We start from the raw sequence: 19298 nt of genomic DNA, 5'->3' as shown, positions 1-19298 counted from the left end.
CGTCCTTCCGTCCCTGAACCGGGCTGGGTGGCGTTCGTCCGCCCTTGAACGCAGGGGCGGGCCGGACAACGTTCGTCCGCCCTTGAACCTGGGGCGCTTGGGCGGCGTTCGTCCGCCCTTGAACGTGGGGGCGCTTGGGCGGCGTTCGTCCAGCCTTGAACGGGTCTCGCGCGAAGCGCGGCGGGGGCGGGCTGGGCAGCGTTCGCTTGCCCTTGAATGTGGGGCGGGCTGGGCGGCGTTCGTCCGTCCCTGGACCGGGCGGGCGGGTCAGTCGGCGGTCAGGGGGCGCCACCAGTCCTCGTGGTTGCGGTACCACTGGATTGTGTCCGCCAGACCGGTGGTGAAGTCGACCTGCGGCCGATAGCCCAGCTCTTCGCGGATCTTGCTGTCGTCCAGCGTGTGGGGGAGAGGCTGGTCCGCGACCTCCGTCGACTGGTCCGTGTCCGTGGCGAATGCGTCCAGCAATCGATCCGCGAGAAGCGCCTGCGTGCCGCCCACGTGGTAGATCTCGCCGGCCGTGCCACCAAGCAGTACCAGGGCCGTGGCTCGGCAGTGGTCGGTCACGTGCAGCCATTCTCGCGGCTGACCATCGTTCAGCGGCGCCGGGCGGCCCTCCAGCAGGTCCGTGACGCTGCGGGGGATGATCTCCGAGGGGTGCTGGTACGGCCCGTAGGTGCCGGCGCCACGGATCACCACGACCGGCAGCCCGTGGGTGCGGTGGAACGCCAGCGCCAGCAGGTCCGCGGCTGCTTTGGTGGCGGCGTACGGGGAGTGGGGAGCGAGACGGGATCCGGTGCCGGGCGGGCCGTAGACCTCGGCGGTTGAGACCTGGACGAAACGCTGGACGCCGTGCCGCAGTGCCGCGTCGAGCAGCACCTGGGTGCCGAGCACGTTGGTCGCCGTGAAGTCCGGCGAGTTCTGTGGCTCGGCTGCGAAGTTCACCACGGCGTCGTGCCGGGGCAGGACGGAGTTGACGAGGGGCTCGTCGCAGATGTCACCGGGTACAAAATCCAGGTTCTTGCTCTCGGCGACCGGGCCCAGATTGGCGAAGTGGCCCGCCTCGGTGAGCTTGTCGAAGACGGTGATGCGGGCGTCCTCGAGGCCCGGCAGCGCGTCCGCGAGCACGGTGCGGACAAAGCAGGACCCGATGAAGCCGGCGCCGCCGGTGACCAGAAGATTCATCAAGCAGCAGTGTATGCGCAGGTCATGGGCCTGCGAGTTGATCTATCGAGACGAACCACACGCTGTGCATCGGTGAAAGGGCGCGTTGTCACTGCCGCTGATGCCCCTGGTGCGGCTAGTGTTTCGTCATGGAACGGCGAATTTTCGGCCTCGAAACCGAGTACGGAGTCACGTGCACCTACCGGGGACAGCGGCGGCTGTCGCCGGACGAGGTGGCCCGCTACCTGTTCCGCCGAGTGGTGTCCTGGGGACGCTCCAGCAACGTGTTCCTCCGCAACGGTGCCCGCCTCTACCTCGATGTCGGTTCCCACCCCGAGTACGCGACGCCCGAGTGTGATTCCGTCACCGATCTGGTCGCCCACGACCGTGCCGGTGAACGGATCCTCGAAGGCCTTCTTGTCGACGCCGAGAAACGGCTGCACGACGAGGGGATCGCGGGCGAGATCTACCTCTTCAAGAACAACACCGACTCGGCCGGCAACTCGTACGGCTGCCACGAGAACTATCTCGTCAGCCGGCACGGGGAGTTCGGTCGCCTCGCCGACGTCCTCATCCCGTTCCTCGTCACCCGCCAGCTGATCTGCGGCGCCGGCAAGGTGCTGCAGACCCCGCGCGGTGCGGTGTTCTGCCTGTCGCAGCGCGCCGAGCACATCTGGGAGGGCGTCTCCAGCGCGACGACGCGCAGCCGCCCGATCATCAACACCCGTGACGAGCCGCACGCCGACGCCGAGCGTTACCGCCGCCTGCACGTCATCGTCGGTGACTCCAACATGAACGAGGTCACCACCCTGCTCAAGGTGGGCAGCGCCGACCTGGTGCTGCGCATGATCGAGGCGGGCGTGGTCATGCGGGACCTCTCGCTGGAGAACCCGATCCGGGCCATCCGTGAGGTTTCCCACGACATCACCGGCCGCCGCAAGATCCGTCTGGCCAACAACAAAGAGGTCAGCGCACTCGAGATCCAGCAGGAATACCTGGCCAAGGCGACCGAGTTCGTCGAGCGCCGCGGCGGCGACCCGACCGCCAAGCGCGTCGTCGAGCTGTGGGGCCGGGTGCTCAACGCGATCGAGACCGGCGACCTCGACCCGGTCTCCCGCGAGATCGACTGGGTCTCGAAGTACAAGCTGATCGAGCGGTACCAGGCCAAGCACGAGATGCCGATGAGTCACCCGCGCATCGCCCAGCTGGACCTCGCCTACCACGACGTGCGCCGGGGCCGCGGCCTCTACGCGCTGATGGAGAAGCGCAAGCAGGTCGACCGCATCTCCAACGACCTCGAGATCTTCGAGGCGAAGGAGACCCCGCCGCAGACGACCCGGGCCCGCCTCCGCGGCGAGTTCATCCGGCACGCCCAGGAAAAACGCCGCGACTTCACCGTCGACTGGGTGCATCTCAAGCTCAACGACCAAGCGCAGCGTACGGTCCTGTGCAAGGACCCGTTCCGCGCCTACGACGAACGCGTCGAACGCCTCATCGCCAGCATGTAGGGCGGGAAGCTAGGCTGGCCGGGCCATGACATCACCAGCACACGAGCCCGGCCAGCACCCGCCCGCCGAAAAACCCGAGCGGACGGTCGAGGACGTCATGTGGGGGCGCGTCGAGCGCCGCCGCGAGAAGGTCCGGTCGCAGGTCGAGCACGCCCGCAAGGGCAACCACAAGATCCCCACCTGGCTCATGGCAGCGGTCCTGGGCCTGGTCCTGCTGGGCTGGCTCTACCTGATCTTCTTCGGGTGACCCACCCTCACTGCTCCGCCGGCAGCACGGGAACGTTCGCGCGGTAAACGCTGAGCAGCACGCTGTACGGCAACCCGTCGTTGTCCTCGGGCAGCGTGAGGGACTCCAGCATCGCGGCCACCTCGGCTGCTTGTGCGGTCGTCATCCGTACATGTCGGAGCATGGTCCGATCGCTGGCCGGCACCATCTCACCCAGCGCCGCCGCCACCAGAAACTCCCCACCGACCGGCGCATCCGCAGCGATCCGCAGGCGCTCGCTCGCGGGCTCGAAATACTGCTCGGTGCCGCCGCGCACCTGCCGCTCGTGCGCGACCCGCAACAGGCCGGCCTCCTGCAACACCTTCACGTGATAGCCGACAGTGCCCTTCGCGACGTCCAGCGCGGCCGCGAGCTGCGCCAACGTGGCCGGCCGCTGTCGCAGGGCAATGACCAGCCGATGCCGCAGCGGATGCCCCAGCGCCTTGAACTGGGCCGGCTCGCGAAGTTCCAGTTCTCGCACCCATCAAGCGTCAAGGAAACTCGACTCTTGTGCAAGCGTCGAAAATATTAGACGCTTGATGCATGACGATCAGCGACTATCTTCTGGCCCACTGCACGCCCGCCGACGACATCCTGCTCGACCTCGCCGCCGAAACCGCCGCCACGTTCCCCGACGCCGCCGGCATGCAGATCTCCCACGACGAAGGCGCCCTCCTGACCATGCTGGTCAAACTCACCGGCGCCCGCAAAGCCGTCGAGGTCGGGGTGTTCACCGGCTACTCCGCCATCTGCATCGCCCGTGGCCTCGGCCCGGACGGTCATCTCCTGGCCTGCGACGTCTCTCCGGAATGGACCGCCACCGCCCGCAAATACTGGCAGCGAGCTGAGCTTGACGACCGCATCGACCTCCGCTTGGCCCCCGCCGCCGAAACCCTTCGCGCGCTTCCGGCCGAGGCGGACATCGACTTCGGTTTCATCGACGCTGACAAAGAGGGCTATCCGGTCTACTACGAAGAGCTTCTGCAACGCCTCCGGCCGGGCGGTCTGCTGGTCCTCGACAACGTCCTGCAGCGCGGACACATTTTGGAGGAGAACCCGAGCCGGCCTGCGGTCGCCGCGATGCAACGCATGAATGACACGGTTGTCGCCGACAAAAGGGTGGAATCGGTCATGCTTCCCGTCCGTGACGGGGTCACCCTGATCCGCAAGCTTTGACCGGTCTTTGAGCTGGATCATCTCCGGATCAGTGGGGCTGCCGTTGGCGAAGCGGCCTGCCGGTCCCGTGGAAGTGGTCGGCTCGCCGCCCTGGTATCTGGGGCTGGTGCCGGCGGGCGGCGTGACGGTCCGTGCCGGGCGCGATCTACCCGGTCATGGAATGGCTCGGTGCTGCTGCCCGATCCCGTCCGCACAAGCTTGAGCGGCCTGCCGCGCCCTTTGATCGACACGACTTCCTTGAGGTTGGGGGTTCGGGCGCTTTGAGAGCCCAACTTCGTTGAAGTCGGGGCTTTGGCGCGCTCGGAGGGGCCAATCTCGTTGAAGTTGGGCCTTGGGGGCGCTTGGTGGGCCCGACCTTCTTGAGGTTGGGACTTCGGGGCGCTCGGAGGGGCGAACTTCGTTGAGGTTGGGCTTCGGGGCGCGTGGAGGGGCCAGCCTTCTTGAGATTGGGGGCTTTGGGCGCTTAGAGACCCCAATTTCGTTGAGGTTGGGGCTTTGGCGCGTTGGGAGGGGCCAACTTCGTTGAAGTTGGGCCTTGGGGGCGCGTGGTGGGCCTGACTTCCTTGAGGTTGGGGCTTTGAGGTGCTCGGAGGGACCAACTTCGTTGAAGTTGGGGCTTTGGGCAGTGGGAGGACCCCGACTTCAAGGAAGTTGGAGTCCCTGTTCACGGAGCGCCGACCGAGTGCCTGCCCGCGCCGAGCGTCGGCGGGCGGGCCGGCGGTCGGTGCCAGGCGCGATCTCACCGATCGTGGAACGGCTCGGTGCCGCCTCGATCTGGTTGCGGACAAGATCGAGTAGCCGCCTCCGTCTTGATCCACCCAACTTCCTTGAAGTGGGGCTCAGGGGGCGCTTAGCGGGCCCAATTGCAAGGAAGTTGGGCCCGCCTTCACGCAGCGCCAGCAGAGTGCCCACCCGAGTCAAGCATCGGCGGGCAGGCGGGCAGGCGGGCAGGCGGGCAGGCGGGCAGGCGGGCAGGCGGGCAGGCGGCAGGCGGTCATGCAGGCGTGCGGTCATGCAGGCGTGCGGGCGTGCGGGCGTGTGGGCGTGTGGGCGTGTGGGCGTGCGGGCGTGCGGACAGGCGGACAGGCGGACAGCCGGGCGTGCGGGCAGGCGGTCATGCAGGCGTGCGGGCAGGAGGTCAGGCGGCGATACGGCGGCGGTCAAGCGCGATTTGACGAGAGTCCTGCGCCGAGGGCACCGCGCGGACAGATCGAGTCCGTCCGCGCGATACGTGATCCGGATGCTCAGACGATGAGGGTGGCGGCGTGACGCCCGGCCGCTGCGGCAGTGATGAAGTAGGCGTGGTCCTCGGTCAGACCACGGCCCATCGTGGACAGCTTGACCGGGCTCGCTTGCAAGGCCGCGTCCAGACCGGCCGTCGGAACCTCGACCACCCGGTGCAGCGTGGTCAAAGGCGCCAGCGCGTCCGCGACCTCCTTCGCCAGGTCGACAGGAAGGTCGTCGGGGATGACCAGGTCGGCCGGGACCAGGGCGACCCGCCCGTACGCCGTGAGGCTGTGGTGGGAGACGCCGCGGTGGCGGGGCCGGCCGTCGCCGTCGGAGATGCGCAGCGAGGCGACCGGCGTGCCCTGGAGGGCGACCGTGGCGTTGACGGCTTCACCGAGGGCTACGCCGGAAAAGCCCCAGGTAGTGCCGGTGCCGAGGTTGCCCGGGCCCTGGGCGACGATCGCCACGTCGGCTTGCAGGACGTGGCGGGCGGCCAGGAGGCCGGTGTGGACGGTGCTCGCCTCCAGGTCGCCGCCGAAGGACTGGCCGGTGGTGATGGTGCCGGCGAGGTGGTTTCGGAGGCCGTCGAGGGTGCGGGAGAACCAGGCGGGGAGGGCGCCGCCGTCGGTCATCACGTAGGCGACCTTGGCGTCGGGGCGGTCGGCGTGGATGCCCGCCAGGATCGCCGGGAGAGCCGAGTGGAGGTCTGCGGTGACCACCGGCATGCCGTCGAGGGTGTCTGCTTCGGCCATCACCGCGCGGTGCGGGGAGGCTTCCTCGTCGACGCCGAGAAGGATGGGCTGGAGGGGGGTGTAGCGGGCTTTGACCAGGTGACCGGCGTCGCGGTCCGTGCCGGTGGTCGGGGGGTCGGCGGGGAGGCGGTCGGGGAGGGCCACCACCAGCGCGTAGCCGCCCGTGCCCAGGCCCATGACGAGCGCACCCACGTTGAGCAGGACTCGGTCGCCGGGTTCGGGGGTGCCGGTCAGGGACGGGTACGCGAGCGCGCGCACCTCCCCGTCCTCGGTCGTGACGTCGAGTTCGAGCGCACCGCGCCACTCGCGTCGTACCGTCGAGACCGTTCCTGATCGCCAGCGCACCATGGCGGCGACTATAGGTCGACGCCGCCGTCTCGGTGGTTGCGACCCGCCTTGCCGCGGGTGGGGTCGAGGAAGACGTAGCGGATCCCGGGGTAGCGGGCGCGGAGGCGGCGCTCGGCCTCGTCGGAGGCTTCCTCGATCTCTGCGCCGGACACGTCGTCGTCGAAGTCGACCTTGGCGGCGACCAGGATGTCGCCGGGGCCGAGCTGCATCGTCAGCAGGGTCGGCACCGAGGTCACGACGGGGATGCCGGCCAGGTCGTCGGCGATCTGGTTGTGCATGCGGCGCGGAACCGCGCGGCCGACCAGCAGGGACACGTTCGCCCTGGCCAGGATGGTCGCCACGACCAGGAGCAGGAGACCGATCGCGATCGAGGAGAGACCGTCCCAGAACTCCGAGCCGGTGAGCTCCGTCAGGCCGAGGCCCACCGCCGCGAGGATCAGGCCGATCAGTGCGGCCGAGTCCTCGAAGTAAACAGCCTTGACGGTCGTGTCGGGTGTCAGCCGCAGGAACCTGTACGGCGTGATGCCCCACTTCCTCGACGCGCCCGCCACCTGTCGTTTGGCGCGCAGGAACGAGGTGCCCTCCGCCACGAACGAGACCGCCAGGACGATGTACGACAGCAGGTAGTCGCCGCCCTCCTCGCCGGTCATGATGGTCGTCACACCGTGGTAGATGGAGAAGCCCGCACCACCGACGAAGGTGAACAGGGCGGCGATGAACGCCCAGACGAAGCTCTCCTTGCCGTAACCGAACGGGTGCTCCTCGTCGGCGGCCTTGCCACCGCGGCGCAGCGCCACGTAGAGGAAGACCTCGGTGACGGTGTCGGCGAAGGAGTGCGCGGCTTCCGACAGCATCGCGGCCGAGCCGGACAGCATGCCCGCGACCAGCTTGGCCGCCGCGATGGCCAGGTTGGCGAGGCCCGCGATGATGACGGTGCCGACGCTTTCGTTCTCCGCCTGCGGTTCCGGTTCCGACGGGGCGGGGAGCACGGTCGCGGCCGCCACTCCGAAGGGGGTCTCTGGGGTCTCGGGCACGGGACCATGCATTCCCTTCCCGGGTACGAATAACCGTCCGCGGCCTGCGAGTACCGCTCTTCGGCGGTGATGCTGCTAGCGTTTCGGTCGTGTCGCGGACCCGTACCGAGCGCCTGGTGAACCTGGTGATCTGTCTGCTGTCCACGCGACGGTTCCTGACCGCCGCGCAGATCGCCGCGACCGTCCCCGGTTACGAGCACGACCCGGAGGATCCGCGCGACCACGAAGCGTTCCAGCGCAAGTTCGAACGGGACAAGGCCGAGCTGCGTGAGCTGGGCGTTCCCCTCGAAACCGGCCTCGCGAGTGCCTTCGACACCGAGTCCGGATACCGGATCGCCCACCGCGAGTACGCCCTGCCCGACATTCCGCTCGAACCGGACGAGGCGGCCGCTGTCGGCATCGCCGCGCGGCTCTGGCAGCACGCCGGCCTGGCCGCCGCGGCGTCCTCCGGTCTCGCCAAGCTGCGCGCCGCCGGTGTCGAGGTCGACCCGCAGGCCACCCTCGGCGTCGAGCCGGTCGTCACGGTCGACCCGGCTTTCGGGCCGCTCACCGGGGCGGCCCGCTCCCGCCGGGCGGTCACCTTCTCCTACCGCGTACCCGAGGTCGACGAACCGTCCACACGGCGGCTCCAGCCGTGGGGTGTCGTCTGCTGGCAGGGCCGCTGGTACGTCGTCGGCCACGACCGCGACCGTGACGCCACCCGCTGCTTCCGGCTGTCCCGCATCGTCGGCTCGGTGCGTGCCGTCGGGTCCGAGGGCGCGTTCACCCCGCCGGAGAACGTCGACCTGATCAGCCACGTCGCACGCTGGTCCGGGCCGGTCGAGCGCAACGGCCGCGCGACCGTGTTCGTCCGGCACGGGCGGGCCGCCGGTCTGCGCCGGATGGCGGTCGAGACGGTGCCCGGTCCCGACGGCGACCGACTGACCGTGCCTTACTCCGACGTCGAGTGGCTCGCGTCGCGGCTCGTGGGTTACGGCGCCGACGTCCGTGCGGACGGCCCGCCCGAGCTTCGTGAAGCCGTCATCCAGCAGCTCAAGGAGGTCGTGGTGCGCCACGAGCGGGTGCTTCCCGCGGTGGCCCGATGACGCCTCAGCCGCGTACCCGGGAGAACAAGGCCTCGGCCGACCGCCTGGGCCGGCTGCTCAATCTGGTGCCCTATCTCCTGGCCCGGCCGGGGATTTTGGTCGCCGAGGCGGCGGCGGCCTTCGGGATCACCGAGCGGCAGCTGCGGGAGGACCTGGAGCTGCTCTGGGTCTGCGGCCTGCCGGGTTACGGGCCGGGCGACCTGATCGACATGGCGCTCACCGACGACCGGGTGACGATCACCTACGACGCCGGGATCGACCGGCCGTTGCGTCTCAACCCCGACGAGGCACTTGCCCTGGTCGTGGCGTTGCGGATGCTCGCGGAGACACCAGGGATCGGTTCGCGGGACGCCATCGAACGGGCCCTCGCCAAGATCGAGAGTGCGGCCGGCGACCTGGCCGACACCCCGGTCGCGGTGCGGCTGCCCGCGAACGTCGAGAAGGTCGACGCGATCCGCGGTGTGGTCGAGCGCCGGCACGCGCTACGGCTCACCTATTACACGGCCGCCCGCGACGAGACGACGGACCGGGTCGTGGACCCGATGCGGATGCTGATGGTCGGCCCGCGCGCCTACCTGGAGGCCTGGTGCCGCCGGGCCGAGGGCACACGGTTGTTCCGGGTCGACCGCATCGACGCGTTCACCGAGCTCGACGAGCCGTCCGCGCCCCCGGCGCAGGCGGTGCCGCACGACGTCAGCGACGGGATCTTCCATCCGACGCCGGACCTGCCGCTGGTCACGCTGCGGGTCGGCCGCGGCAGCCGGTGGATCACCGAGTACTACCCGTGCGAGGAGGTCCGGCGCGACGGCGACGAGTGGATCGTGACGATGCGGGTCACCGATCTCGGCTGGGCGCAGCGCCTGCTGCTCGGTCTCGGCTCGGACGTCACCGTCGTCGGCCCGGTCGAGCTGGTCGACCGCATCCGCGAACAAGCCTCCACCGCGCTGGACCAGTACGCAGCCCCGGCACCGGCCACCGCCTAAGCTGTCCGCCATGGTGAAGTGGATCGTGATCGCCGTGGTGGTCCTCGCCCTGATCGTTCTCGTGGCGTCGGTGCTGTCCGTGCTGGGCCGGCTCTCGGGTCTGGAACGGGCCGGGCGCAAGCTCGAACGCCGCCAGCAGGAGGCGACGAAGCTGCAACAGGGTGCCGTGGTGCTCGAGCAGTCCGTCGCTGAGCTGCAGCAACGGGCCGAGCTCATGCAGTCCCAGCTGGCCGTCATCAAGGCGGGCCGGGGCGCCTCGGACGGGAAACACTCCTTATAGAAGGCCTGAGCCGCGTGGTAGCGTGCGGCCTTCGCGGCCCGTTGTCCGAAAATTCCTCGGGCCGAAGCCTAATCAAACAGGTCCGGCAGGGGTCTCTCTCAACAACCACACGTACGATGGACCCCGCATCACCCGTCAGGACCCTGATCCGATCGACTGGAGTTACCCATGGGCGCCCTCAAGCCGTGGCACATCGCCATCTTCGTAGTCGTCCTCGTGCTGCTCTTCGGCGCGAAGCGGCTGCCGGACGCGGCCCGGTCGCTGGGCCGGTCGCTGCGGATCATCAAGGCGGAGACGAAGGGCCTCGTCGACGACAAGGACGACAACGTCGCCGACAAGGCCGAGCCGCAGTACTCGCGGCAGCCGCTCCACCCCAACGAGATCCACCAGCCGGGTCAGCCGGGCTACCAGCAGGCGCCGCCGCCGGCCAACGGCCAGCAGTACCAGCAGGCGCCGCCGGCCAACGGCCAGCAGTACCAGCAGCCGCCGGCGCAGCCGTACGTCGACCCGGTGCAGCGCACCAACGACCGCTGACCTGTCGTGGCCCTCTCCCTGCGCCGATCGGGGCCCACCAAGTTCCAGCAGGCCTCCGACGGCTCCATGACGCTGATCGAGCACGTCCGGGAGTTGCGTAACCGCCTCTTCTGGGCGTCGCTCGGCATCATCGCCGGCCTGATCGTCGGCTTCATCGTGTCCCAGCCGGTCTTCCACCTGCTGTCGGGCCCGTACTGCGCGCTGCCGAGTTCGTACATCGACGGGGAGTGCCGTTTCCTCGTCCTCGGTGTCGCCGACACCCTCATCCTGCGGCTCAAGATCGCGCTCTGGGTCGGTCTGATCGTCGGCGCCCCCGTCTGGCTGTTCCAGCTGTGGGCGTTCATCGCACCGGGCCTGCACCGGCACGAGCGCAAGTGGGCCTACGTCTTCGTCGCGATCGCCGCGCCGCTGTTCGCCGGCGGCGCTGTCCTGGCCTATTTTGTGGTCCAGCACAGCCTGGCCTTCATCATGCAGGCCGGCGTCATCGGCAGCTCGACGCAACTCGAGGTGACTGCATACGTCGGCTTCGTGACCAGCATGATCTTGTTGTTCGGCGTGGCCTTCGAGTTCCCACTCGTGCTGCTGATGCTGAACTTCACGGGCGTGGTCACCGCGAAGCAGCTGATGGGCTGGTGGCGGATCGTCGTCTTCCTGTCCTTCGGTTTTGCCGCCATCGCGACCCCGGACCCCGGGCCGTTCGGCATGACGCTGCTCGCGGCCTGCATGGTGCTGCTCTACCTGATCGCCGTGGGTGTGGCCGCCATCAACGACAAGCGCAAGGGCCGCGGCAAGGAGATCTACGAGGGTCTCGACGACGACGCGGTCTCGCCGCTCGAGGACGACCGCGAGCCGGTCGCCGCGGGCAACCGCATCGAGATGCCGTCCCCGGTCGAGTCGCCGGAGCCCGTGTCGAAACCGTTGCCGCTCGAGAGCCGTTACGACGACATGACCTGACACGCCGGCCGGTAACCTCCGGCTGTGACGAGCAACGACATCGCGGTGCTGGCCAACCCTCGTGCGGGGCGTGGCCGGCACCGCGGTCTGCTTCCCGGGGTGGTCGACCGGCTCGCGTCCTCCGGGCGGGCGGTGCGGATGCTGAGCGCGGCCACCGCCGAGGAGGCCGAGAAGGCCTGCCACCGGGCTGTCGCCGAGGGCATCGGTGCCCTGGTGGCCGTGGGTGGCGACGGCACCCTGCACCGCGCGATGCAGGCGGTGGCGGGCACGCAGGTCGGCTTCGGGGTGGTCCCCGCCGGGACGGGCAACGACTTCGCGGCCGGCACCGGCGTACCGGGGGATCCGCTGAAGGCTGCGGAGGCGATTGCCGCGGCTGTCCGCGAGGGGCGGGCCACCCCGATCGATCTGGCCCGGGTGACAACCGCGCAGGGTGACGTGCGGTGGTTCGGGGCGGTCCTGGCCGCCGGTTTCGACGCGATCGTCAACGAGCGCGCCAACCGGATGCGCTGGCCGCGCGGCCCGCGCCGCTACGACCTGGCCATCGCGCTGGAGCTGACGCGGCTCCGGCCCCGCCGGTACTCGCTGATCCTCGACGGTGCCGACCGCAGCTTCACCGGGGTGATCGTGGCGATCGGCAACTGCCGCAGTTACGGCGGCGGCATGCTCATCTGCCCGGACGCCGACCCCTCCGACGGCCTGCTCGACGTCGTGATCGCCGGTCCGCTGGGGCGCGGCGCGATCGCCCGGCTCAAGCCACGCCTGCGCCGCGGCACCCACGTGACCGATCCGGCCGTGACCAGTTACCGGGCCAGAGAGATCAAAATCACTTCCCAGGACATCATCGCGTACGCCGATGGCGAGCGGATCGCGCCCCTGGATCTTGTCGTGTCCTGCGTGCCCGGGGCTCTGCGGCTGCTGCGATGAGCCGTGCGGGTGCGGTCCGGTTGCGGTGGGCGCCCCGGGGTCAGCGCCGGTCGGAGCGGGCCGAAGTGACCGGTGAAGCCGCAGATCATCGGGGAGGCAGCATGTCGATCGGATCGCTGAGCTCGGGCACCGTGTCCACCGCGACCCTCGCGTCGGCCGACGCGTCCGCGAACGCTGCGAAGGCGCGGGAGACCGAGGCTGCTCCGACGATCGCCGACCATGTCGCACTCGCCGACGAGCAGGAGCCGATCCGCAGTGTGTCGAGCACGCTCGGCACACTCGTGGACACGTACCTCTAGACCCAGCCCTCTAGACCAGGCAGCCCGCCAGCGCGAGGGTGGCGCCCAGGCCGTTGTGCCGCCCGGCTTCGGCGGCCGGCAGGACCAGCGCCGCGCAGCCCGCCTGCACCGCACCGGCGTCGGCGGCGCTGTCGCCGACCATCAGCGTGCGCTCCGGGTCGGCGCCGAGCATGCCGCAGGCGCGCAGGAAGATCGCCGGGTCGGGTTTGGTGCGGCCGACCTCGTAGGACAGCGCAAACGCGTCGACCAGGCCGTCGAGGCCCCAGGCGGCGAAGTGCGGGCGGATGTCGAAGCCGATGTTGCTGACCACCGCCACCTTGATGCCCGCGTCGTGCAGGGTGCGCAGGGTGGCCTCGGTATCGGCGTACGGGAGCCAGCCGTCGGCGCCCAGTAGCCGGTCGTAGAGGGCGTCCGCCAGACCTTCGACGTCGGTGTTCACCGTTTCCGCCAGGCCCGTGTAGGCGGCGCGGTGACTGTGTTCGTACAGGTCACGGTCGGCCCAGTGCTCGGCCAGGTGCAGCGGGACGCGGTAGGGCAGGGGTCCGCCGGCCCGGCCGGCGGTGACCAGGCGATCGGCCAGGATCGTGGCCTTGCCCCGCTCCAGCTCGCGCCCGCAGGCGGCCGCGGCGGCGATCACCCAGGCCACGGGCTCCTCGACCTGGGCGAGCGTGCCGTGGAAATCGAAGAGCACGGCGTCGACCTGTCGGCGCGACGGGTAGGCAGTCGAATCGGCGGCATCCGGCACGCCGTGCACCATACCTAGCGCCTGTGACGGAACTGTCGGCAACCGCCCGGCAAGCCATGACCTTCGTTGTGTCACAGGTACGCACTAGCCTGGTGTTCATGACAAGCCCCGCCGACGATGTCAGCCCCGCCGAGCGGTTTGCGGCTTCGAGGCGCCGGGCGGCCCGCGTGGCCGAGTTCCCGGCGCTCGAGGACTTCATGCTCGACGTCGGGTTCGACCTCGACGATTTCCAGCGGCAGTCCTGCGAGGCCCTCGAGCGCGGCAGCGGGGTGCTGGTCTGTGCGCCCACCGGCGCCGGCAAGACGGTGGTGGGTGAGTTCGCGGTGCACCTCGCGCTGCGGGCCGACGGCTCCGGCATCCGCCGCAAGTGTTTCTACACCACGCCGATCAAGGCCCTGTCCAACCAGAAATACCACGACCTGGTGGAGCGCTACGGCGCCGAGCAGGTCGGTCTGCTCACCGGCGACAACGTCATCAACGGCGACGCACCCGTGGTGGTCATGACCACCGAGGTGCTGCGCAACATGCTCTACTCCGGCTCGGCCAGTCTCCAGGGCCTGGCCTACGTCGTGATGGACGAGGTGCACTACCTCGCCGACCGCTTCCGCGGCGCGGTCTGGGAGGAGGTCATCATCCACCTCCCGGCGTCCGTGACGCTGGTCTCGCTGTCGGCCACGGTCAGCAACTACGAGGAGTTCGCCGACTGGCTCGTGACCGTCCGCGGTCAGACCGAGGTCGTGGTCAGCGAGCACCGGCCGGTCCCGCTGTGGCAGCACATGCTGGTCGGCAAGCGGATGTTCGACCTGTTCCACGACGCCGACGCGGCCCGCAAGCACGACGTGCACCCGGAGCTGCTGCGATACACCCGCGAGATGCTGCGTCGGCTCGAGCTGACCGACCGGACGTCCGGGCCGGGCTGGCAGGGCCGCGGCGGGCGCACGCGCCGCTGGCAGCCGCCGCCGCGGGCCGAGGTTGTCGACCGGCTCGACCGGGCCAACCTCCTGCCCGCGATCCTGTTCATCTTCAGCCGGGCGGGTTGTGACGCGGCCGTGCAGCAGTGCCTGGCCGGCGGGCTGCGGCTCACCAACGCCGACGAGCGCGCCGAGATCCGCCGCATCGCGCAGGCCAAGGTCGCGAGCATCCCGTCCGAGGACCTGTCGGTGCTGGGTTACTGGGAGTGGCTCGACGGGCTGGAGCGCGGCGTCGCCGCCCACCACGCCGGCATGCTGCCCGCCTTCAAGGAAGCCGTCGAGGAGTGTTTTGTCCGCGGCCTGGTCAAGGCCGTCTTCGCGACCGAGACCCTCGCGCTGGGCATCAACATGCCCGCGCGGTGCGTGGTGCTCGAGCGCCTGGTGAAGTTCAACGGTGAAGCGCACGTCGACCTCACCCCGGGGGAGTACACCCAGCTGACCGGGCGCGCCGGTCGCCGGGGCATCGACATCGAGGGTCACGCGGTCGTGCTGTGGAGCCCCGAGGTCGACCCGCGGCACGTGGCCGGTCTCGCCTCGACCCGCACCTATCCGCTGCGGTCGAGCTTCCGCCCGTCCTACAACATGGCGGTCAACCTGGTCGGGACCGTCGGCGCCGACAAGGCCCGCGACCTGCTGGAGTCGTCGTTCGCGCAGTTCCAGGCCGACCGCTCGGTGGTCGGCCTGGCCCGGCAGGTGCAGCGCAACCTCGAGACCATGCGGACGTACGGCGACGAGGGCGCCTGCCACCACGGCGACTTCGACGAATACTTCGGCATCCGCATCGCCATCGCCGACCGCGAGCGGGCCATCGCCCGGCAGGGTGTCACGCAGCGCCGTGCGGCCGCGGTGTCCTCACTGGAGAAGCTCCGCGTCGGTGACGTCATCCGGGTGCCCCAGGGCCGCCGCGCGGGTCTGGCCGTGGTCCTGGAGCCCGTCAACGGCGGTTTCGGTGAGCCACGCCCGCTGGTGCTCACCCAGGACCGCTGGGCGGGCCGGGTCAGCCCGGCCGACTTCCCCGGTGCGGTCGACGTCCTCGAGCGCATCCGGGTGCCGAAACACTTCAACCACCGCTCGCCCGCGGCCCGCCGCGACCTGGCCGCCATGGTCAGCGCCACCGGCCTCGACCGGCACACCGGCGGCTCCGGCCGTCGCGGCCGTAACAAGGGTGCCGCCCCCGGCGAGGACGCCGAGATCGCGCTGCTCAAGGTGCAGCTGCGCCAGCACCCGTGCCACGCCTGTCCCGACCGGGAGGAGCACGCCCGGTTCGCCGAGCGCCGCCACCGCCTCGCCCGCGACACCGACGCCCTGCGCGACAAGGTCTCCGGGCGGACGGGGTCGCTGGCCCGCACCTTCGACCAGGTCTGCGCGGTGCTCGCCGGCCGGGGTTACCTCACCGCCGACGGCGAGGTGACCGACTCCGGGCGGATGCTCGGCCGCATCTGGACGGAGGCCGACCTGCTGGTCGCCGAGTGCCTGCGCCGCGGTGTCTGGGAGGGCCTGGCCCCCGAGGAGCTCGCGGGTGCGGTGTCCATGGTGCTCTACGAGTCGCGCCGCGAGGGCGACGAGCGGGCGTCGGTGCCCAAGGGCGCAACGACGGTCGCTGTCGACGACTGTCACAAGCTGTGGGCCGAGATCGAGTCCGACGAGGCCGCGCACGGCCTGTCGCTGACCCGGGAGCCCGATCCGGGGTTCGTCTGGCCGATGTACCGGTGGGCCCGCGGTGAGCCGCTGGCCAAGGTGCTGGCGAGCGGGCACAACTACGAGTCCGACATGCCGGCGGGCGACTTCGTCCGCTGGGCGCGCCAGGTGCTGGACCTGCTGGCCCAGCTCAAGGACGCGTCGTCGGCCTCGCAGGGTGTCCGCGACACCGCGCGCAAGGCGATCACCGCGATCAACCGGGGAGTGCTGGCCTACCAGACGGCACTCTGATGGCCCGCGAGTTCGAGCGCTGGTTGCGGCTCCTCCACAGCCGCGATCCCGGCACGTCCGACGACGGCTACTTCGCGATCAGCCGTCACGCGCGCGAACTCGTCGACGACCTGCTGGCCGAGTACGACCGGGAGCGTGGCCCGGCCCGCCTCTCTCTGCTGATGCTGCTCGGCGACGCCCGCTCGCCGAAGGCGTTCGACGTGCTCGCCGCCGAGCTGACCAGCGAGGACGAGACGATGCGCCGCTGGGCCCGCCACGGCCTCGAAGCCCTCGACACCAAGGAGGCGCGCACACTGCTCTGGCGGGACAGACAGAACAACCCGCCGGGCTAAGGCGCGCTGTCCCGGATCACCAGGCGGTGGGCGGCGACGATGCGGCGGGGTGGTTTGTCCGGCGTGCGGTCGGCGAGGCAGGTGAGCGCCTCGCGGGCGATGGCTGCCTTGTCGGGGGAAACGGTGGTCAGCGACGGGGTGGCGTAGAGGCCGTCCTCCACGTCGTCGAAGCCGACGACGGCCAGGTCGGCCGGGATGCGCAGGCCGTGCTGCTGTGCGGCCTGCATCGCGCCCAGCGCGAGCTGGTCGCTGAAGCAGAAGACGGCGTCGAACGAGGCGTCCGCGTCGAGCAGGCTGCGTAGCCCCGCGGCACCGTCCGCGCGGTGCAGACGTTGCACCGGGACTTCGAGCGCCGGGTCGGGTTCGAGGCCGGCGGCGTGCAGCGCCTGGCGGTATCCGTCGAGGCGGCGGGCGGCGGTGCCGTTCTCCAGGTGGGGTTGCAGGCCGATCGCGGCGATGCGCCGGCGGCCGATACCGATCAGGTGGGTGGTGGCCTCGTACGCGGCCGCCACGCTGTCGACGGCGACGTGGTCGAGCAGCCCGTCGGCGTCCTGCTCACCCAGCAGCACCAGGGGCACACCACCAGGGCCGCGGCGCAGGTCCTCGGGGGACAGTGCCCACGGGCTGAGGATCAGGCCGTCGATGACCTGGCCGCGGACCCCTTCGAGGAGGCGGCGTTCCTGGTCCGGGTCGCCGTCGGTCTGCTGGACGAGCAGCATCCAGCCGTGCTGCTCCGCCTCGCGGACGAGCAGGCCGGCCAGCTCGCCGAAGTAGGGCGAGGCGATCTCGGGGATGGCCAGCGCGACGAGCCCGGACCGGCCGCCGCGCAGGTGGCGGGCGGCGGCGTTGGGTCTGTACTGCAGTTCGTCGATGGCGCGCTGCACCCGCGCCCGGGTCTCCGGGGCGACCAGGGCGAAGCCGCTCACGACGTTCGACACCGTGCGCACCGACACCCCGGCGCGGGCGGCGACCTCACGCAGGCCTGCGCTCATCCGCGAAAACTTCCACTTGCAACGTTGCATGCCACGTTGCAATTATGAGGGCATGACACCTGTTGACGCCACCCGGGCCAGGGACGAGATCTACGACCAGGGCATCACCGCCTGCAAGGGCGCTTTCAGCGTCGAGTGGGCCGATGCACTCCGCGAGGACATGGAGACCGCCTTTGCCGAGGCGCTCGCCCGTCCGGACGGGGCGGTCGGCCGTGGACCGCACCGCTACTACGTCGAGATCCACCCCGAGCAGTTGCGCGGGTTCGTCGACCTGGTCACTCATCCGTGGGTGACGGCGGTGTGCGAGGCGGTTCTGGGTCCTGCGTACGAGATCGTGGAACTGGGTTTTGACGTGCCGCTCGCCGGCGCGATCAACCAGCCCTGGCACCGCGACTTCCCGATGCCGGAGATCACGCGGTCGGAGCGGCGGCTCGACTCGCTCGCGTTCAACCTGACCGGCGTCGACACCGAGGAGGACATGGGACCGTTCGAGATCGCTCCGGGCACGCAGTTCGACGACGAGCCGGCCTTCGGGCACGGCATGTTCCCGCCGAAGCCGTTCTATCCTCGCTACGAGGAGCGGGCGGTCCGCAAGTACCCCAAGCGCGGCGACATCTCCGCCCGGTCGGCGCTGACCATCCACCGGGGCACCCGCAACTACTCGCAGAAGTCGCGGCCCGTGCTCGTTCTCGGTGTGGACGCGCCCGGTGGGATCAACGGCGAGCGGCACGACACGGCCGTGACCCACGGCTTCTGGGAGACGCTGCCCGAGCAGGTCAAGCAGCACCTGCACTGCCCGATCGTCGACAAGCTCACGCCGATCACCCAGAAGCACACCATCGAGGGCCTGGTCATGGGCGAGGCGTGAGCGGAAGCTCCTCGAGGAAGGCAGCGGCGTCGAAACGAGCGCCGACGCAAGCAACACCCGGAGCCAGCTCGCGCAGCGCCGCCTCGACGACCAGCGGTGCGGTGATTGCGTAGATGTCGTGGCCGCTCGCCACTGCACGGCGTTCCTCGGTGCTGGACCGGGCGACGACCTCGACCAGGAACGTCTGCGCCGAACGCCCCAGCCCGTCGACGGCGACCGGTCCCTGCGGATCGGGGCCGTGCAGGTCGTCGACCGCGTTGGCCGACATGACCGTGGTGATCTCCCGGACGTCGAGATGCGACGGGATCGTGGCGCTGTCGGCCGTCGTGAACTCGCCGACGACCTCTCGCGTGCCGACGGGCTCTACAAAGGTCCACTTGCTGCGCGGTGCGTCACCCGTCATCTCGTGCAGCTCGTGAGCTGCGAAGACGATCCGCCGGCCGTTGCGCCGCGAGGCCGAGACGCGGCCGGTGGCCCTCGTACCGGGGGTGGGACGCCAGCTGCTGAGGGCGTACGCGATGGTCACTTGATCGGCGCTCTTCCAGTCGCCCATCGCTGAGGTTGCCAGGAGGTCGCCGAGGCCGCCGAAAAACGCGACCGCCGGGACGATGGGGATCTCCGTCCCGGCGAAGGTGGCGAAGGTGTCCGCGACGACCTCCAGCTCCGCGGTGACGTCCAGGTAGGCGATCCCGGCGCGGATCGCGGCCCGGATGACCGGCTCGGCGGTGGCCGCGAAAGGTCCGGCGCAGTTGATCACCGCGTCGGCGTCGCGGAACGCCGCGTCCAGATCGGTGCCGCGGCCGCACGGGATCGATGTCACGCCCCGGCTGCGCAGCTCGGCGACGACAAAACCGCCCGTGTGGCCCGTGGCCCCCAGGACCGCGATCCGCTTGTTCATGGTGTCCAGCCTCGGGGCTGCCCGCCGGAGGGA

General features: G+C 70.2%; 20 protein-coding genes. 13 read left to right on the top strand and 7 right to left on the bottom strand.

Annotation, left to right across the window (positions count from 1 at the left end):
* Nucleotides 1-267 precede the first annotated feature (267 nt).
* Nucleotides 268-1182, bottom strand: a complete 915-nt coding sequence (locus AFR_RS26530; protein WP_023364343.1) for a dTDP-glucose 4,6-dehydratase — start codon at nt 1180-1182, stop codon at nt 268-270.
* A gap of 128 nt (nt 1183-1310) precedes the next feature.
* Here AFR_RS26530 and pafA point away from each other — a divergent pair, with 128 nt between their 5' ends.
* Both pafA and AFR_RS45350 read left to right on the top strand, forming a co-directional pair.
* Nucleotides 1311-2669 (top strand): Pup--protein ligase, encoded by a 1359-nt coding sequence (pafA, locus tag AFR_RS26525; protein WP_023364341.1) that lies wholly within the window; start codon nt 1311-1313, stop codon nt 2667-2669.
* A 25-nt stretch (nt 2670-2694) separates the two neighbouring features.
* Nucleotides 2695-2916 (top strand): hypothetical protein, encoded by a 222-nt coding sequence (locus tag AFR_RS45350; protein ID WP_041841157.1) that lies wholly within the window; start codon nt 2695-2697, stop codon nt 2914-2916.
* 7 nt (nt 2917-2923) lie between these two features.
* Here AFR_RS45350 and AFR_RS26515 read toward each other — a convergent pair whose 3' ends face one another.
* On the bottom strand, nt 2924-3415 hold the full coding sequence (locus AFR_RS26515) for a helix-turn-helix domain-containing protein (RefSeq protein ID WP_023364337.1): 492 nt from the start codon (nt 3413-3415) through the stop codon (nt 2924-2926).
* 62 nt (nt 3416-3477) lie between these two features.
* Here AFR_RS26515 and AFR_RS26510 point away from each other — a divergent pair, with 62 nt between their 5' ends.
* The gene (locus tag AFR_RS26510; protein ID WP_023364335.1) at nt 3478-4110 is read left to right on the top strand and encodes an O-methyltransferase; all 633 of its coding nucleotides are present in this window, start codon (nt 3478-3480) and stop codon (nt 4108-4110) included.
* Nucleotides 4111-5354: 1244 nt separating this feature from the next.
* Here the strand turns inward: AFR_RS26510 and AFR_RS26505 are convergent.
* Complete coding sequence (locus AFR_RS26505) at nt 5355-6437, bottom strand: DUF3866 family protein (protein ID WP_023364333.1); 1083 nt, start codon at nt 6435-6437, stop codon at nt 5355-5357.
* An 8-nt stretch (nt 6438-6445) separates the two neighbouring features.
* Nucleotides 6446-7471 carry a cation diffusion facilitator family transporter gene (locus tag AFR_RS26500; protein ID WP_438829908.1) on the bottom strand — a complete coding sequence of 342 codons (1026 nt, stop codon included), beginning with the start codon at nt 7469-7471 and terminating at the stop codon, nt 6446-6448.
* A gap of 89 nt (nt 7472-7560) precedes the next feature.
* On the opposite strand from AFR_RS26500, the gene AFR_RS26495 reads away from it, so the two are divergent.
* The 7 genes from AFR_RS26495 to AFR_RS26465 all read left to right on the top strand — a co-directional run bounded on the left by AFR_RS26495 (nt 7561) and on the right by AFR_RS26465 (nt 12530).
* Nucleotides 7561-8556: a helix-turn-helix transcriptional regulator gene (locus tag AFR_RS26495; RefSeq protein ID WP_023364329.1), complete on the top strand. Its 996-nt coding sequence runs from the start codon at nt 7561-7563 to the stop codon at nt 8554-8556.
* Nucleotides 8553-9539, top strand: coding sequence for a helix-turn-helix transcriptional regulator (locus AFR_RS26490; protein WP_023364327.1), 987 nt, complete (start codon nt 8553-8555; stop codon nt 9537-9539). Before AFR_RS26495 ends, AFR_RS26490 begins: the two co-directional genes overlap by 4 nt.
* 10 nt (nt 9540-9549) lie before the next feature.
* A complete protein-coding gene (locus AFR_RS26485) occupies nt 9550-9819 on the top strand; it encodes a hypothetical protein (protein ID WP_023364325.1) in 270 nt (89 codons plus the stop codon).
* A 168-nt stretch (nt 9820-9987) separates the two neighbouring features.
* Entirely contained in the window at nt 9988-10353 is a 366-nt protein-coding gene (gene tatA, locus AFR_RS26480) for a Sec-independent protein translocase subunit TatA (protein WP_023364323.1), read from the top strand.
* A gap of 6 nt (nt 10354-10359) precedes the next feature.
* Nucleotides 10360-11307: a twin-arginine translocase subunit TatC gene (gene tatC, locus AFR_RS26475; protein WP_023364321.1), complete on the top strand. Its 948-nt coding sequence runs from the start codon at nt 10360-10362 to the stop codon at nt 11305-11307.
* A 24-nt stretch (nt 11308-11331) separates the two neighbouring features.
* Entirely contained in the window at nt 11332-12231 is a 900-nt protein-coding gene (locus AFR_RS26470) for a YegS/Rv2252/BmrU family lipid kinase (RefSeq protein ID WP_023364319.1), read from the top strand.
* Between the two features lie 101 nt (nt 12232-12332).
* The gene (locus tag AFR_RS26465; protein WP_023364317.1) at nt 12333-12530 is read left to right on the top strand and encodes a hypothetical protein; all 198 of its coding nucleotides are present in this window, start codon (nt 12333-12335) and stop codon (nt 12528-12530) included.
* A gap of 10 nt (nt 12531-12540) precedes the next feature.
* On the opposite strand, the gene AFR_RS26460 is transcribed toward AFR_RS26465, so the two are convergent.
* Nucleotides 12541-13287, bottom strand: coding sequence for an HAD family hydrolase (locus AFR_RS26460; RefSeq protein ID WP_023364315.1), 747 nt, complete (start codon nt 13285-13287; stop codon nt 12541-12543).
* Between the two features lie 86 nt (nt 13288-13373).
* Between AFR_RS26460 and AFR_RS26455 the strand changes: the two genes are divergently transcribed.
* Together AFR_RS26455 and AFR_RS26450 are read left to right on the top strand one after the other, a co-directional pair.
* Entirely contained in the window at nt 13374-16175 is a 2802-nt protein-coding gene (locus AFR_RS26455; RefSeq protein ID WP_041842746.1) for a DEAD/DEAH box helicase, read from the top strand.
* Nucleotides 16175-16507 carry a HEAT repeat domain-containing protein gene (locus AFR_RS26450; RefSeq protein ID WP_023364311.1) on the top strand — a complete coding sequence of 111 codons (333 nt, stop codon included), beginning with the start codon at nt 16175-16177 and terminating at the stop codon, nt 16505-16507. The genes AFR_RS26455 and AFR_RS26450 overlap by 1 nt, the downstream gene beginning before the upstream one ends.
* Here the strand turns inward: AFR_RS26450 and AFR_RS26445 are convergent.
* Nucleotides 16504-17499, bottom strand: a complete 996-nt coding sequence (locus AFR_RS26445) for a LacI family DNA-binding transcriptional regulator (protein ID WP_023364309.1) — start codon at nt 17497-17499, stop codon at nt 16504-16506. The genes AFR_RS26450 and AFR_RS26445 overlap by 4 nt on opposite strands.
* A gap of 52 nt (nt 17500-17551) precedes the next feature.
* Between AFR_RS26445 and AFR_RS26440 the strand changes: the two genes are divergently transcribed.
* Nucleotides 17552-18367, top strand: coding sequence for a phytanoyl-CoA dioxygenase family protein (locus tag AFR_RS26440; protein ID WP_023364307.1), 816 nt, complete (start codon nt 17552-17554; stop codon nt 18365-18367).
* Here AFR_RS26440 and AFR_RS26435 read toward each other — a convergent pair.
* A complete protein-coding gene (locus AFR_RS26435; protein WP_023364305.1) occupies nt 18351-19265 on the bottom strand; it encodes a saccharopine dehydrogenase family protein in 915 nt (304 codons plus the stop codon). The two genes, AFR_RS26440 and AFR_RS26435, sit on opposite strands and share 17 nt — an antisense overlap.
* Nucleotides 19266-19298 lie beyond the last annotated feature (33 nt).

The organism is Amorphoplanes friuliensis DSM 7358, from assembly GCF_000494755.1.
Classification (GTDB): domain Bacteria; phylum Actinomycetota; class Actinomycetes; order Mycobacteriales; family Micromonosporaceae; genus Actinoplanes; species Actinoplanes friuliensis.
The sequence above is the reverse complement of the archived record's forward strand: the minus strand, read 5'-3'. Positions and strand labels throughout refer to the sequence as shown.